The following is a 15,960-nucleotide window of genomic DNA, read 5'->3' on the forward strand; positions in this document are numbered from 1 at the left end:
GAGACGATTTGGAAAGTTTACTCTCTATAGCATTGGTAACATATTCAAGCTCGCCATAAAGCCAAGCACAACCAGCACAACGCCGAAAGCGGCCAATAGGGAGAGTAAACCTTTGCCACCGAAGACACGATAGTGTATTTCTTCATTAGTGTTGGCTTGTCTGCGCCTCACTGACCACACCATGGCGACAGGGATAATAAGCAGTAGTAGCGCTTGCAATCCTGCCGCGTATTCCAGAGCACTTTGAAAAAGTGCGGGCAAAAATAGCGACACTAAAAGCGGTGGAAGATAAGTGATGGCTACACTGATCTTGCGACCGCGTTTACTGGTGCTAACTTTGCATAAATCGCGCATATAATCGTGCAGCGCTAACGTTAAAGATAGGAAAGTGGTCATGACAGCCACATTGGTAAACACGCCCATCACCGTACTGCTCAAATGGATAGTAGACTGGCTTCCAAGCATGACAAACAAATCACCGATGTCGTTGGCTGAATGGTGCTGTAAGAAGTTTGAAAAGCTGGTGGAGCCGAATCGAGGCAATATTCCCAATATCACTACCAACCAAAGTAGATAAATTACCAAAGGTAGAAAACTGCCGATAACAATGGCTTTGCGAATTTCCTTAATGTCTTTATCTAGATAGCTAAACATACTAGGCACCATTATTTGCAGGCCAAAAGAGAAAAACAAAATCGGAATGGCAACCCACAAATACGGTGCAGTATGCGTAATATCAAACAGATTGACGGCTCTGACATCCGGCATCAATATGGCGGCGAGAATGATAAAGCAAATCCCTTTGATAGAGAGAAGGACTCGGTTGCTCATGTCAACGGCGCGATGTCCTTTATAAACAATGCCACCTAGGATCAGGATAAATGCAACCGCAGAAATCCAACTTGGTAAGTGAATGCCAGCTTGACCTAAAATCGCCGTCAAAATTGAGGCGCCACCACTGGTGTAGGCCGCCGCAACGGAATAAAGCAAAATCACATAGGCCAGCATGCCAATGATTTGTCCTGCTCTGCCTAATGTCAGAGCATACATAGAATCGAAGTTGAGTTCTTTTTCAGGATGAGCCGCTAAAACCTCAACAATGAGGAGTGAGGCAGTCATTGAGACGAGCCAACAAAGCGTGATGACAACACTTGTTGCGACAAAGCCTAAGCCAGCCGTTGATAGGGGGAGCGCTAGTATACCAGCACCGACACAGTTACCTGTAAAGATGAGGCTGCTGCCGAGCGTTTTGGATTTCATGGACTTTTCTCTAGAAGTTTATTTTCATCACGGGTTTAGTGGATAACACCTTGGTTACGTTTTCACCGCGCAAGAGTATACGTAACGGGGGTTAAAATTCAAATGACTAAATTCTCTATATTCGCAGGTTAGGCCGATACCGTATCAAGTGGCATATAAGAGTCTAATATTTATATTGATTGTCATACACGTATTGAGTAAAAATAAACCCGAGACAACATAATATTGTTGTACAAAATGGTCGAATTCAATGGATGAATGTTTTTCTGGTTGGATTTAATGGGAATGTAATAAGTTGAACTTAATGTTGCTTTATATTTTCGTTATCGAAGATAGGAAAAATCTCCACACTGATAAGGATGGGGAGAAGACTTCACACCAAACCCATGATGAGAGTAGAGAAAATGAGTCAAGTCACTTTTAAAGGCGAATCAGTCAACGTTTCAGGCAACTTTGTTCAAGCTGGTTCTCAAGCTCCAGAGTTTACGCTTACTTCTTCAACGCTAGCAGACATCAAATCGTCTGAGCTTCGTGGCAAGAAAGTGGTGCTTAACATCTTCCCAAGTATCGATACTCCAGTTTGTGCAGCAAGTGTTCGCAAATTCAACCAAGAAGCGTCTAACTTAGAAAATACTACAGTACTGTGCATTTCTGCTGATCTACCATTCGCGGCTGGTCGTTTCTGCGAAGCGGAAGGGCTAGAAAATGTTCAAACAGCTTCTTTCTTCCGTGCTCCATCATTCACTGAAGACTACGGTGTGAACCTAAACCAAGGTGCACTACAAGGTTTGGCAGCTCGCGCGGTTGTGGTTGTCAACGAAGAAGGTTTGGTCACCTACGGTGAGCTTGTTGGAGAAATTACCAGCGAACCTAACTATGAAGCTGCATTAGAAGCGGTGAAGAACGCTTAATTCCCAAACCCAATTTATTCAAACATTGAATAATGGATATATACCCAATCAACCTTAGGAAATATTGTAAGGTTGATTGGGTAATTTTATACGTATTGGTTTTAGTTTGAATTTTTCACCACTGAATCTCGCCTCACCACTGTCGGTGAAAAGCGCAGTGGCTCAGGCTCTGGCTGACAATCTTTAGCCAGTTCTAAAGCAATATTCATCGCTTTTTCTGCCATCATTTCTATCGGGTATCTAACCGTGGTAAGCTTTGGGTGCACATAACGTGCGATTAAGCCGTCGTCAAAGCCGACTATAGAAAGTTGATCCGGCACGGTTAAGCCGTTTTCGTTGGCCGCCGCTAAAGCCCCGGCTGCCATGTTGTCGTTGTAGGCAACAATGGCGGTCATTTCCAGAGACTTTGTTAGCAGGTTAGACATTGCCAACTCTCCACCTTCGCTATCTGGTGAACCATATTCAACATAACTTTTGGGTAAATCAATGCCATGCTCTTTGAGGGCGGCGAGGTAACCGCGAGTACGCTCGGTGGCGTCTTCAATATCATGGTTCGAGCTTACGCAGCCGATTTTAGTGTGCCCATGACGAATCAGATATTCAGTGGCAAGAAAAGAACCTTTGAAGTTATCCAGCGAGACGCAGCGGCCCGCTAATGGTTCAATATGTCGGTTAATGATGACCAAACTTTTCACTTCGTTGGCATAGCTCATCAGCTCTTCGTCTGATAACCCCTTGGCATGAATAATCAGCGCATCGCAACGGTTATTGATGAGTAATTCAATCGATTCTTTTTCTTGATTTGCATCGTGGTAGCCATTGCCGATAAGCGTATGCTTGCCGTGTTGCCGAGCGATTTTATCCACCGATTTGACCAGTGCACCAAAGAAAGGGTCCGAGACATCGCTGACTAAAACGCCTACGGTATTTGAATTTTGGCTGACAAGCGCCTTGGCAGCGGCATTCGGGCGATAACCAAGCTTACTCATTGCTTGGTTGACGGCGTCAAAGGCCGATTGACTGGCTTTAGGTGATTTATTGATGACCCTAGAGACGGTGGCAATGGATACTCCGGCTTCTCTAGCGACATCTTTGATCGTTGACATAGGATACCTCATCGCTCTTAAGGAGCGTTATATTGATTATCGCACCATTGTAATCGTTTTCACTTAATTAAGAGAGAAGATTATTGAAAAATGGTCAAAAGATCTCTAATTGATAGGAATATAAGATTAAAGTTGAAATCGTTTACACCTACATGAGTAATGTGAAAAGGTCGATAAGCCCCACTTTTCGCTGACTAAAATAGCTCTAAACTATCAATATGGATGAAAAATATAATGGATTATAAATGAAATACTGCTGGTTAGTTGTGTTGCTTGCTTCGCTATCCTTTAGCTCTCAAGCGGCTAAAAAGTACGTGAGATATCAGTTTCAAGGAGAAGAATCCTACGGGCAAGTGACGGGAAATCAAATTCAGCCACTGATCGGTGATATATTCAGCAGTGCAAAGCCAATTGGCAATCCGATCTCTTTGTCTGAAGTGGGACTATTGCTACCGGTGAAATCCAACAAGGTCTTTGCTGTTGGTATGAATTTCGCGAGCCATTTGCCTTCTAATTCCAGTGCGCCCCCACCCATATTTTCCAAGTTAGTTTCTTCCTTAGTGTTATCAGGCGATACGGTCAAATTGCCGTCTGATGCGAAAAATGTTCACTTCGAAGGTGAGTTAGTTTTGGTGATTGGGAAATCATTACATAAGGCAACCCAAGCCCAAGCTGAAGAGGCGATTTTCGGTGTTCTGGTCGGTAACGATATCACTGAGCGAAATTGGCAGCGCTCTGACCTGCAATGGTTACGGGCGAAATCTAGTAATGGTTTTGGGCCAATTAGCCCAGAGATTGTTACAGGTTTAGATATCAATGATTTGGTCATCACCACGCGATTAAATGGCGAAGTGGTGCAAAAAGAAAGCACCAAGAACATGATTCATAAGCCAACCAAGGTGGTCAGTTATCTCAGCCAATATTTCACATTAATGCCCGGCGATTTGATTTTTATGGGTACCCCCGGACGTACCCAACCGATTAAAAAGGGAGATGAGGTGCAAGTATCAATAGAAAATGTCGGCAATGTGATTAATCTATTTGAGTAAACGATACCTAATAATTATGTCTGCGATTAGGTATCGATGTGTTAGGGGGCACTCTAGAACTTAGATAAATCGATATCGACAGGGCTACCCAACCAGTTTACATGCTGGGTGTGATCGGCGTAATCATCGCCAGTGTCAGCATGAATAAGAATGCTCAAGTCTTGTCTATGAACATTAAGCCATTGGGTAAATGTATCGAATTGATCGGTGTTAAATGCGATCATAAAACTCCACATGGTGTGAGGGCCAACGAGTTTGGTGTGAAATCGGCCTACTGGCATATTAAGCTCGTCACTAATTTTATCTCTTAACTCACTGGCGATATGTTGTGAACTCTCGTCAAAATAAACGTGGGCATGATAGTGTTGGTGAGTGTTTACTAAATCCATAATCTCGTATCATTTTTTATCAGATTTGTGCTTTAGCTTATCACGAATTAGAGATAACCCAAGTGTTGAGGAAGACACTTGGGTGTTGGATTAGTTATCAACTTAAAGTACACGCTCATCGTGACAGGCTAAATCTAGGCCTTCTTGTTCGGACTCAGAGTCAACCCGCAGCCCAATACACTTATCAATGATTTTGAGTAAAATAAAACTGCCGATCCCACTGTAAACGATGGTTGCGCCAGCGCCTAATAACTGAATGGGTAGTTGCATCCAATTTCCTTCTAACGCCCCAGCAGTACCACCAATGGCTTTACTGGCCAGAAGTCCAGTCATGATGGCACCGATAATACCGCCAATGCCATGCACGCCCCAGCAATCTAACGAGTCATCGTAATTAAATTTATGCTTGAGCCAAGTTGCTCCCCAATAGCAGCCAGCGCCTGCCACAACCCCTAGAATTAACGCGCCCATCGGCGTAACAAAGCCCGCCGCTGGTGTGATGCCGACCAACCCAGAGACAGCACCGGAAACAATACCTAATAAGCTGGGTTTACCATGCTGATACCACTCGACCGCCATCCAGCTCAGCCCGGCAGCGGCGGTGGCGATTTGTGTAACCACCATCGCCATTGCAGCGCTGCTTCCTGCGCTTAGCGCGGAGCCTGCATTAAAGCCAAACCAGCCTATCCAAAGCATCGCGCCGCCAATGGCGGTCAACACCAAATTGTGTGGCGCCATATTGTCGCGGCCATAACCTTTTCGTGGGCCAAGTACAATCGCGGCCATTAACCCTGCTATACCCGCGTTGATATGAATGACGTCTCCACCCGCAAAATCCAGTACGCCTTTCCCTGCTAGCCAGCCATCTGGCCCCCACACCCAGTGTGCAATTGGGCTGTAGATTAAGACGCTCCATAGTCCAATAAACCAAAGCATGGCAGAAAACTTCATCCGCTCAGCGAATGAGCCAGTAATGAGCGCGGGGGCGATGATGGCAAACGTCATCTGGAACACCATGAACAGCGATTCTGGAATGGTGCCAGTTAAGGTGTCAGCGGAGAGAGATTTTAGAAAGTCATTATCTAAGTTTCCAACAAATCCATTGCCTTTGGAGAACGCCAAACTGTAGCCAATGACGGCCCAAATGATGGTGACCAAACAAGTAATCGTGAAGCACTGCATCACAACTGATAAGACGTTTTTCTTGCGAACCATACCACCATAAAAGAGCGCTAAGCCGGGGATGGTCATGAATAGCACTAATGCGGTTGCGGTTAGCATCCATGCGGTATCGCCAGAATTTAATGTACCTGCATAGCTGGGTAGGGCGAAAAAACTAATAAAGGTGGGCAACAAAAATCTATACAAGCGCAAGGGGTAATTCTCCATTGGTAAATCGATCCGAATCAAAATCTATTACGAATCGCATCCTTGCTTGATTGTGTTTTCCATTACTCGTAACGTTTTGGAAAACAGCAATCACTGTGCCACCGGATAAAGTAACCCCAAAAAATACTGTAACTGCATGAAATTTTGGACTTATTCAAAATGCTTGCAGAGAGAAATGCAATGAGGCATGTCTATGTATGCCCCATTTTGGTGCGGTGAGCCCATTAACTGAAGTGTTATGGTTCAATGGCTCGATTGACGTGTTACTTCGGCAGAGGTGCTGAGTTGAATCTTGCAGCGTATCTATTTGCCAGTACTGCACAGTAGAAGATTTGAATGGGGTGATAAAGCATGATGGGTAACAAAATCATCCCTAAATGTGGGTTAGTGCCAAAGATGACTTTTGCCATTGGTACACCAGCGGCCAGCGATTTCTTGGTGCCACAAAACAGCGCAGAAATTTCATCTTCAGTGTTAAAGTTGAGCTTCCTTGAAAGCCAAGGAATTAACGTTGCAATAGCTAATAAAACTATCGTGCATACGATCATTGCGAGGACTAATGTGAAAACGGAGAAGTTTGACCAAATATGCTGCACAACGGAGTTGCTAAAGGCGTTAAACACAATCAGCAAAATCACCACTTTATCGACTTTATTGACCACACTTTTGTGGCGTTCCATAAAATGAATCAGTATTGGTCTAACCAACTGACCAACTATCATGGGCAGCAATAACATTTTGGCGATAGCAATGATGGTGGCAAGTATTTGAACGTTTGCACTGCTCGCTCCCATAAATATTTGCACAAAGAATGGTGTAATGATGACACCGAGCACACTAGAGAGTGAGGCGTTAAAAATCGCACCCGGAATATTGCCTTTGGCTACACTGGTCATGGCAACCGATGAGGATATCGTGCTGGGCAGTGCAAATAGGTAGCTAAAACCAAAGGCGAGAGCTGCCGGAAATATCGCCTGTAAACCGTGACCGAAAATCAGCCACAGCAGTGGATAGGCAACGAACGTCATGCACTGCACAAGAATGTGGAGCCGCCAGTTTTTTAGGCCCTGCTTGATGGCGGAGGGAGACAAACCAATGCCGTGTAAAAAGAAAATCAGTGCGATGCCAAGCGTGGTGACGATATCAAGATGAAGGACCCCGTCGCTTTTGCCCACGTTGGGAAACAGTGCGGCGAGCAGGATTGCCAGTACCATTCCTACTAAAAACCATTCTTTTTTTATCACGCTTATTACTTTCATTCCGTTTTACTCGACAACAATTGCAACTCATTGCCATTAGTCTAAGATCGATAATATTTCTTACTACCGATATTAAGACAAATTATGTCGAATAGAAGACAGAAGCGGCTTATTCCCAATTTGGATACGCTTCCTAGGCCAATCTACGCTCGACCAGAAAGCTGGGGGCCAGAAGGGCGATTAACCGATTGGCATAGCCATCAATGGGGTCAATTTAGCTATGCGGTGTCGGGTGTGTTGAATGTGTCAACCAAACTGGCAAGTTATGTTTCACCACCTCAGTATGGGATCTGGATACCCGAAAATACCGAGCATAAAGTCGAATCTAATGTGGCAGCGGAGATGCGCAGCTTGTACATCAACACCAACGCACTGCAAGGGGAACGATGGGCTCGGCCATTTACTTGTGAAGTTTCGATATTATGCCGGGAGCTTATTGTGCGGTTTTGCCAAAATCCGGCCTTGTATGATGTTGGCTCCAAAGAAGAGCGATTGGCCAGAGTCATGCTGGATGAGTTGTATCAACAACGCAAAGTAGCGACAGATTTGCCTATGCCAGTGGATCATCGTTTGGTCATCGTAAGCGAACTATTTATTGCTGATCCCAGCTGCTGTTTGGATATTGTCGAGTTGGGGAACAAAGTGGGGTTATCTGGTCGTAGCATCAGTCGGCTTTTTAAACAAGAGACTGGCCTAACATTTCAGCAGTGGAGACAGAGGCTAAGATTGTCTTCTGCGCTAACTTGGCTAGAAAGTGGCCGCAGCGTAACCGATGTGGCCATGAGCTGCGGCTATGACTCGCTTTCAGCATTTGTCGCGGCGTTCAAATCCCAGTTTGGGCGAACGCCGGGGCAAATGTTTTCGTCGTCTAAAGCGGAAGTATGTTCAGCTCAAAAAAGCGAATAGGATCACATCGCCCGAATCTTCTCAATCTCCTCTTTATCGATTCCCAATGACTCCAAGAAAGCTTGGTGTTCGAGTGGTTCCATCTCTTCGAACTTTTGATGCCATTTGATCATATCCGCTTGTGTGAATCCGGCGGCTTGCATAATTTCTACCCAACGTTGTTTCGTTACCATGGAGGACTCCAATTTATCTGTGCCTTGCAACATCGCGACAATTGCTTTTTGTTGATGTCGCAGTTTGTTTATCTCGCTTTCCAACTTGTTAAAGTGCTGCGTTAAAAGCTGGACTTGTGAGAGCTGGTTGTCTCCATTTAATAAAGCTGTGATATCTGAGACTGTCATCCCATAAGAGCGGTAGGAAACGATGGTTTCTAGCACCCTTACTTCATAGTTACCATACCAACGATAACCGTTACTGGAACGATGGTTAGGTGTTAATAGCCCCTCACGTTCGTAATACAAAATCGTGGTTCTAGATAAGCCAAATTTTTTTGCTAGCTGAGATATCGTCAACATTTATCACTACCTTTATTTGAAGACAGGGCGATTATCAAGCCGACACCTATAGACGGGTCAAGATTAATTATAGAGAATCGAGTCTAAATCTGGCTGAACGAGCTTCCGCTAGGGAACATTGAGTTTGCTCCATCAACTCTGCAAGTGTTATGGCCGGATTCTGGCTGATTAATCGCTCTAGCTTGCTTTGAATGTGATCATTTTGAAAGGTTGCGATAGCATCATGGTTTTCTATTTTATTGAGAAGGTGCGCAAAGGCCTGTTCGTCGTCTTTCCTAAGAGCGTCAGCGAACATAAGCAAGTTGTCAGCATGTCCTGTTAACGACCAATTGCGTGAGCGGCGAATTCTTTTCAACTCACATTGGTGCTGCTGAGCCATGAGTTTCGCTTGCTTGACTTGAGGGCCGCCAAGTCTATGTATGAGCGAAGGAAGGGGAATAGTGATTAAACACATACGTTTACTAGCGGACAAAATAAAAGAGCGATTATACGCTCTTTTAAAACATTGTTGCCGTCAATAGCGGACTAAGCTTCTGCTGCTTCTTCTTCAACCGCTTCTTCTTCAGCGGCTTCAGCGACAGGCTCTTCTACTGGTGGGTTAAATTTCGCGTCCAGAGCAGGGGTAATATCTTGGTCGACAAAGGTTTCAATCGACTTCATGAGAACTTCTTTTATCGCTGCCATGTCTACGTCACCGCCTTCGACGTTACCAGCTTGGACAATTGTACCTAGCTCTTCACTGATGCTTAACATTTGGTCTTTCACAGTCTCTCTAAGCTTAGGTAGAATCAACCCTAATTGTATTTGAAATGCAATATCTGACATAAAACTTCCTACTTGTTTATTGATGTTCGCGTTATAAGGATGTCAACAAATGAGGGCCTCGTTTGTTGCTGTTAGCCAGTCTATCTTGACCCTAAAAATGGGTAAAGCAGGGGACTGAGCATATTTGATATTAAGCGTAAGTTTACCATTCGTCCAATATTGCGCTTGATACGATGGACATTGTGGACTAGAGACTTTAATGCTTAAAATACAACTAGATATACTAGACCGCTTTGTTACTTCGACAAGCAGGCGTTAGGCTAAATGTGATGCTGAGCAGAGAATGTACCACAATCACAGTAAGTTACATTATTTAGGCGATTGGACAATTAAGTAGGAAAAAATTGTGTGGGAAAATGAAAAAGTCAGTGTAGCTTATCGGCTACACTGACAGGAATTAGATAGCGAGGCTGATAAGCTCTAGGCCGAGAATACCGCTGATACCCATAACGACAAACAGTGAAATCTTAAACACGTTTTTTGCCCACGGGATATAGTTGTCTTCAGTGACAGGCTTGAACGTTGCACGTAGCCAATATAAACAGACAAGTGCTGCAACAGCTAAGTATTCGTAACCACCACTGCCAAAAGCAAACAAGGCGATGGCAACGAGACTGAATGCTGCAACATAAGCCTTCATATGCTGGTGCGCTTTCTGAATGCCTTTTTCTACAGGAAGTACAGGAATACCTGCGTCTTTGTAGTCTTGCATGCGGAACATAGCAATGGCATAAGAGTGAGGCATTTGCCACAAGCAAAATAATGCAAACAGCAATACGGCATCTAGGCTGATGTAGTTAGTGACGGCTAGGTAGCCAACCAGTGGTGGGACTGCCCCCGACACACTGCCTACTAACGTGCCATACACGGATGTGCGTTTGTACCACATGGTGTAAAAGAACACATAAAATATATAACCAAGCAACACAATCACCGCAGACAGCGGGTTGGCTTTTTGGTAGATAACAGCAGTACCAATTACCAGCAGCACTAACGCATAGATAAAGGCGTGGTCAATATTGACCTCGCCTTGTACTAGTGCACGCTTACGAGTTCTTTCCATCTTATAATCGATATCTCTATCGAAAATATTGTTGACCACACAGCCAGACGCAATCACACATGCCACTCCTAGCATGGTGTAGAACAAGAGCAGCGCATTGGCAGGTTCAGATTTGGCTGCAAGGAAGAACCCTGCAGCGACTGAAATCAAGTTGCCAATAATGATGCCAGGCTTAGTGATGGAGAGATAGCTTTTCAGCATGGTAGACCTTCTACATCATCATGTTTTCGTTGAGGTTCCACATGATCCAGATAGAACCACCTATCAAGATCAATACCACAACAGCGGTAAACACCAGCGAGATGATACTCCAGCGTCCATCGTGCGACTTCGACTCCAAGTGTAGGAAGTAGTAGAAGTGAACGATGACCTGAATGATCGCACAGCCAAACAAAATGACGTAAGTGATGTCATTTGGTAGTGAGTGTGTCGCTACAAAGTAAAAGGGAATAATGGTTAATATCAGCGATGCGATAAAGCCTTTAACGTACCCCTGAACACTTAAATCAGTGTGTTCGTTGCTCATTACATTACTCCCATTAAGTACACTATGGAGAAGACACATACCCAAACGATATCAAGGAAGTGCCAGAATAAACTCAGACAAGCAAAACGAGTTTCCATCATGTCATTTAGGCCTTTGGTGTTTAGCTGCCAATAACAGGTAGCCATCCAGATTAGACCAAATGTAACGTGAAGACCGTGCGTACCCACTAGGGTGAAGAACGCAGATAGAAACGCACTACGTTCCGGACCGTTGCCCGCTAGGATCATGTGATGGAATTCGTTGATTTCCATACCGATGAAGCCTGCACCTAGGATGAACGTGACGATCATCCAAAATTTCAGTGCACCAATGTTCTTACGACGCATGGCAATCATACCGAAACCAAAAGTGATACTACTGAAAAGTAGTAGCATGGTTTCGACGAACACATAAGGGATCTCGAATAGGTCTTTGCCGTCAGGGCCACCTGCGGTGGCGCCTACGAGTACTGCGAAGGTTGCAAACAGTGTTGCAAACAAGACACAGTCACTCATCAAGTAAATCCAGAAACCAAACAGTTTGTTCTTTTTGATTTCATCAGCGTGATGATCATGATGGTGGTCATGAGCGTGAGTCATCGCCTCAGTTTGCATAACTCGCCTCCATATCGTCTTTATCTTTCTTAGCTAACGCTTGCCCTTTGGCAAATTGTTCGCGGCGTTCGCCTTCTATTCGCTTAATCTCTTCAACAGGGACATAGTAATCTAGGTCTTCTTTGAAGCTGTGCTTAATACACATAAAGATGATACCGAAGAAGCTCAGGCCAGCTAACCACCAGATGTACCAAATCATCGCAAAGCCAAATACTAGGGCAAGTGCTGAGATAATAAACGCATCACCGTCGTTTTTAGGCATATGAATTGGCTCATATTCCGGCTCTTCCATTGGATTGAACTCGCCACGTTGCTTCTGATACCAGAACGAGTCGATTTCATCGCCTTTTGGAATCACGGCGAAGTTATAGAACGGCGGTGGAGATGAGGTAGACCATTCTAGAGTACGTGCATCCCATGGGTCGCCTGTAAGGTCACGACGGCTCTCACGAGTGCGGACACTGACGACGATTTGCGTCGCTTGGCAAATAATACCAGCAAGAATAACAACAGTACCAAATGCAGCAACGGCAAGCAGCGGGAAGAACTCTGGGTTGATGTTTTGGCTTAGACGACGAGTCATGCCCATAAAGCCAAGTGCGTACAGCGGTAAGAACGCCAATGCAAAGCCAAGAACCCAGCAGTAGAACGCGCGCTTGCCCCATTTTTCATCAAGAGTAAAGCCAGTCGCTTTCGGGAACCAATACGTGATACCAGCAAAGCAACCAAATACCACACCACCAATGATTACGTTATGGAAGTGAGCGATTAGGAATACTGAGTTGTGTAGTACGAAGTCAGCACCAGGTACGGCCATCAATACGCCAGTCATACCACCGATAGTGAAGGTGATAAGGAAACCGACGGTCCAAAGCATTGGAGTTTTGAACTCGATACGACCTTTATACATGGTAAAGAGCCAGTTAAAGATCTTAACCCCGGTCGGTATCGCTATGACCATAGTCGCTATACCAAAGAAGGCGTTGACGTTGGCACCAGCACCCATCGTAAAGAAGTGGTGTAGCCAAACAACGAATGCCAAGATGGTGATAACAACGGTTGCCCAAACAAGGGACGTGTAACCAAATAGTTTCTTACGCGAGAAAGTTGCAACAACTTCTGAGAAGACACCAAATACTGGTAGAACAAGGATGTATACTTCCGGGTGACCCCATGCCCATATCAGGTTGATGTACATCATCATGTTGCCGCCCATATCATTGGTGAAGAAATGGAAGCCTAGATAACGGTCAAGCGTCAATAGAGCGATAGTGATCGCCAAGATTGGGAATGAGATGATGATCAGAATGTTTGCACATAGTGATGCCCAAGTGAATACCGGCATTTTCATCAGTGGCATGGTAGGAGCACGCATACGCATGATGGTGACAAAGAAGTTCACACCAGTAAGCGTTGTACCTATACCAGAGATCTGCAGTGCCCACATCCAATAGTCGACCCCGACCCCAGGACTGGCTTTAATACCAGATAGAGGAGGGTAAGCTAACCAACCAGTACGGCCGAATTCACCAACGAACAGTGACATGTTAGTCAGAACCACACCTACAATGAATAGCCAAAAGCTCAGGTTATTCAAGTAAGGGAAGGCGACGTCACGCGCACCGATTTGAAGTGGTACGGCAATGTTCATCAAGCCAATGATCAACGGCATCGCTACGAAGAAAATCATGATTACGCCATGGGCAGTAAAGATTTGATCGTAGTGGTGAGGAGGTAGGTAACCTGCTTCGCCTGCGGATGACAATAGCTGTTGGCTACGCATCATTATCGCATCGGAGAAACCGCGTAAAAGCATGACCATAGCCACAGCTATGTACATGAAACCTATTTTTTTGTGGTCAATACTAGTGAACCACTCTTTCCATAAATATGTCCACTTACGCTGAATAGTCACGTAAGAGAGTAAAGCAATACCAAGTATGGCAACAACAATAAATGTTCCCACCAGAATTGGCACGTCGTATGGGATTGCGTGTAGACTCAATCTTCCAAACATCAGATTATCCTTCGGTAGTGTTCTTGCAAGCTTTGTCAGATGCACTCATGTTCATTGCGCCAGGGAACTGGGTCACAATGTCAGAGAAGAGGTACGGTGGTACATTAGAGAAGTACGTGACCGGTCCATTGACAGTTGGTTTTGCAAGCTCGCGATATGCATTAAAGTCGCTCAGCGTTTTTGGACTCGCTTGGACTTGTTTCACCCATTTGTCAAAACTTGCTTGATCAGGTAGAGCGTGAGCGGTGAACTTCATATCAGAGAAGCCTTTACCACTATAACTTGCCCCAATACCACGATAGTTTCCTGCTTCGTTGGCAATCAGATTAAGTTTTGTCACCATGCCTGGCATCGCGTAGATTTGGCTACCTAAGCGAGGGATGAAGAACGAGTTCATGATGTTGTCAGACGTGATCTTGAACAGGACAGGGGTATCTTTTGGAAACGCCAGATAGTTGACTGTTGCAATATGTTGCTTCGGATAAATAAACAACCACTGCCAATCCAGTGAGACAACTTCGATGGTCATTGGCTTAACATCACTAACAAGAGGTTTAGAAGGTGATAGTGCGTGTGTTGAGCGCCATGTAATCGTACCAAGGATTAAAATGATGATGAGAGGAACTGTCCATACCACCACTTCTACTTTGGTTGAGTGCGACCATTCTGGAGCGTATTCCTCATCAGAACCTTTACGAGCTCTATACTTATATGAGAACCAGATCGTCATTAAAATCACTGGGATTACAACGATCAGCATAAGGAATAGAGCGGTAATGATGAGTTCTTTTTCCTGAACACCGACAGTCCCTTTAGGGTTGAGCAGCGCAGAATCGCATCCGGAAAGTAACAGAACCATACCCAGTCCCACTACTTTAAGAAGGATGCTTTTTATTTTTGAAGCTTCCATTAACTTTCTCAATTAGTTTCGATAAACAAGGCATGACGCCTTGATAACCAGTTTTAGTTATTAGAATGTTTTACGTTGGGTGTATGTATTGATGTTATGTTGATAAAAAGCTCAGTATGGTTTGCATTCACAGGGGTGAACAAGGAATGCGTTACATGTGAAACATTCATCGAAACACATCGTTACAACCGTCGCATTATCCTTACATTAATTAGTAAGCTCACCACTCATAATTGGTATGTAAGTTTTTATTTATGATCTCACTGGGTGGTATTTGACCTAATTAAGCATCAAAACTGTAATGTAATATTGGATAAAGCTAGATAGGAAAAGGGTTGAAAGTGATGTAAACAACTGGTCAACATAGAGACGTTTAGTGATAAAAATCACCATGTTAACAAAATGTTTCGTTTTTTCACATTTAATATTTGTGATCTGTATCACAAATATATCGTTCGGTTAATGGAACTAATTACAAAAGTGTCGACCAAGTTATGTGCGCTTCTAGTCATTTTTTTGTAAATCATTCAGCACATCTGATAACGATGCACAGATCTTATGCCCGAGATTGATGACTTCTTGCGTTGGTTGAACCAAGTCAGGGATCTGATAAGCAATCATGTTCGCTGCAACGGCTGCCATTATTCCATTGTTCGAATCTTCAAACGCTAAGCATTGATCAGTTGGAACATTTAAGCGACTAGCGGCAAGCAAATATATCTCTGGATCGGGCTTGCTATTTGTTACTTCGCAGCCAGTGGTTACCACTGAAAAATACTGGTCGAGGCAGGCAAGTTTTAATTTAGTCTCCGCCACTGTGCGCTGAGTGGACGTTGCGACGGCGAGAGGAATGTCCTGTGACTTCAACCAGTCAAGTAACTCAATCACGCCTTGCTTAGTGGGGATAGCTTGATGCAATACCACAGCGTTATAACGCTTCTTCCATTCGTTATGTAAGGATGGATAATCTGAGCCATAACCTTGGGTTAGAATGGCTTCACACCGTTTGCTGTTGCAACCAATAATCTTGAGATAGACAGATTCAAGAAAGGGGAGGTTAAGTGCATGGCATGATTGCTCAAAAATGTTTTTGCATACGTGCTCGGTGTCGAGCAGAAGGCCGTCCATATCGAAAATGGCCGCGTTATACTTCATTGAATTAAAACCGCTTATAGTATCCAGACACTATTGTTACATAGATTTGCTGAATCGTCTTGAAGA

At 44.4% G+C, this 15,960-nt stretch carries 17 protein-coding genes; 3 read left to right on the forward strand and 14 right to left on the reverse strand.

Annotated elements, in window-relative coordinates:
• Window positions 1-24: 24 nt before the first annotated feature.
• A complete protein-coding gene (locus tag M9194_RS13410) occupies window positions 25-1,260 on the reverse strand; it encodes an amino acid permease (RefSeq protein WP_250613185.1) in 1,236 nt (411 codons plus the stop codon).
• A gap of 404 nt (window positions 1,261-1,664) precedes the next feature.
• Between M9194_RS13410 and tpx the strand changes: the two genes are divergently transcribed.
• Entirely contained in the window at window positions 1,665-2,171 is a 507-nt protein-coding gene (gene tpx / locus M9194_RS13415; protein WP_250613186.1) for a thiol peroxidase, read from the forward strand.
• Between the two features lie 101 nt (window positions 2,172-2,272).
• Here the strand turns inward: tpx and M9194_RS13420 are convergent, their stop codons facing one another.
• Window positions 2,273-3,277, reverse strand: a complete 1,005-nt coding sequence (locus M9194_RS13420) for a substrate-binding domain-containing protein (protein WP_250613187.1) — start codon at window positions 3,275-3,277, stop codon at window positions 2,273-2,275.
• A gap of 245 nt (window positions 3,278-3,522) precedes the next feature.
• On the opposite strand from M9194_RS13420, the gene M9194_RS13425 reads away from it, so the two are divergent.
• Complete coding sequence (locus M9194_RS13425; RefSeq protein WP_250613188.1) at window positions 3,523-4,326, forward strand: fumarylacetoacetate hydrolase family protein; 804 nt, start codon at window positions 3,523-3,525, stop codon at window positions 4,324-4,326.
• Between the two features lie 53 nt (window positions 4,327-4,379).
• On the opposite strand, the gene M9194_RS13430 is transcribed toward M9194_RS13425, so the two are convergent.
• The 3 genes from M9194_RS13430 to M9194_RS13440 all read right to left on the reverse strand — a co-directional run bounded on the left by M9194_RS13430 (window position 4,380) and on the right by M9194_RS13440 (window position 7,363).
• Window positions 4,380-4,715: a DOPA 4,5-dioxygenase family protein gene (locus tag M9194_RS13430; RefSeq protein WP_250613189.1), complete on the reverse strand. Its 336-nt coding sequence runs from the start codon at window positions 4,713-4,715 to the stop codon at window positions 4,380-4,382.
• Between the two features lie 102 nt (window positions 4,716-4,817).
• Window positions 4,818-6,089, reverse strand: coding sequence for an ammonium transporter (locus M9194_RS13435; protein ID WP_250613190.1), 1,272 nt, complete (start codon window positions 6,087-6,089; stop codon window positions 4,818-4,820).
• A 278-nt stretch (window positions 6,090-6,367) separates the two neighbouring features.
• On the reverse strand, window positions 6,368-7,363 hold the full coding sequence (locus M9194_RS13440) for a bile acid:sodium symporter family protein (protein ID WP_250613191.1): 996 nt from the start codon (window positions 7,361-7,363) through the stop codon (window positions 6,368-6,370).
• A gap of 84 nt (window positions 7,364-7,447) precedes the next feature.
• Between M9194_RS13440 and M9194_RS13445 the strand changes: the two genes are divergently transcribed.
• Window positions 7,448-8,269, forward strand: a complete 822-nt coding sequence (locus M9194_RS13445; protein ID WP_250613192.1) for an AraC family transcriptional regulator — start codon at window positions 7,448-7,450, stop codon at window positions 8,267-8,269.
• Window positions 8,270-8,271: 2 nt separating this feature from the next.
• Here M9194_RS13445 and M9194_RS13450 read toward each other — a convergent pair whose 3' ends face one another.
• The 9 genes from M9194_RS13450 to M9194_RS13490 all read right to left on the reverse strand — a co-directional run bounded on the left by M9194_RS13450 (window position 8,272) and on the right by M9194_RS13490 (window position 15,894).
• Entirely contained in the window at window positions 8,272-8,784 is a 513-nt protein-coding gene (locus M9194_RS13450; protein WP_250613193.1) for a MerR family transcriptional regulator, read from the reverse strand.
• Between the two features lie 67 nt (window positions 8,785-8,851).
• A complete protein-coding gene (locus tag M9194_RS13455) occupies window positions 8,852-9,238 on the reverse strand; it encodes a ribosome recycling factor family protein (protein ID WP_250613194.1) in 387 nt (128 codons plus the stop codon).
• A gap of 71 nt (window positions 9,239-9,309) precedes the next feature.
• Window positions 9,310-9,609: a hypothetical protein gene (locus tag M9194_RS13460; RefSeq protein WP_250613195.1), complete on the reverse strand. Its 300-nt coding sequence runs from the start codon at window positions 9,607-9,609 to the stop codon at window positions 9,310-9,312.
• A gap of 397 nt (window positions 9,610-10,006) precedes the next feature.
• On the reverse strand, window positions 10,007-10,873 hold the full coding sequence (gene cyoE, locus M9194_RS13465) for a heme o synthase (RefSeq protein WP_250613196.1): 867 nt from the start codon (window positions 10,871-10,873) through the stop codon (window positions 10,007-10,009).
• A 10-nt stretch (window positions 10,874-10,883) separates the two neighbouring features.
• The gene (gene cyoD / locus M9194_RS13470) at window positions 10,884-11,198 is read right to left on the reverse strand and encodes a cytochrome o ubiquinol oxidase subunit IV (RefSeq protein ID WP_250613197.1); all 315 of its coding nucleotides are present in this window, start codon (window positions 11,196-11,198) and stop codon (window positions 10,884-10,886) included.
• Window positions 11,198-11,812: a cytochrome o ubiquinol oxidase subunit III gene (cyoC, locus tag M9194_RS13475; RefSeq protein WP_431769410.1), complete on the reverse strand. Its 615-nt coding sequence runs from the start codon at window positions 11,810-11,812 to the stop codon at window positions 11,198-11,200. The genes cyoD and cyoC overlap by 1 nt, the downstream gene beginning before the upstream one ends.
• Window positions 11,802-13,829 (reverse strand): cytochrome o ubiquinol oxidase subunit I, encoded by a 2,028-nt coding sequence (cyoB, locus tag M9194_RS13480; protein ID WP_250613198.1) that lies wholly within the window; start codon window positions 13,827-13,829, stop codon window positions 11,802-11,804. Before cyoB ends, cyoC begins: the two co-directional genes overlap by 11 nt.
• A gap of 4 nt (window positions 13,830-13,833) precedes the next feature.
• Window positions 13,834-14,739 (reverse strand): ubiquinol oxidase subunit II, encoded by a 906-nt coding sequence (gene cyoA, locus M9194_RS13485; protein WP_250613199.1) that lies wholly within the window; start codon window positions 14,737-14,739, stop codon window positions 13,834-13,836.
• 504 nt (window positions 14,740-15,243) lie between these two features.
• Window positions 15,244-15,894, reverse strand: coding sequence for an HAD family hydrolase (locus tag M9194_RS13490; RefSeq protein WP_250613200.1), 651 nt, complete (start codon window positions 15,892-15,894; stop codon window positions 15,244-15,246).
• Window positions 15,895-15,960 lie beyond the last annotated feature (66 nt).

The sequence above is a fragment of the Vibrio sinus genome (genome assembly GCF_023634645.1).
Taxonomy (GTDB): domain Bacteria; phylum Pseudomonadota; class Gammaproteobacteria; order Enterobacterales; family Vibrionaceae; genus Vibrio; species Vibrio sinus.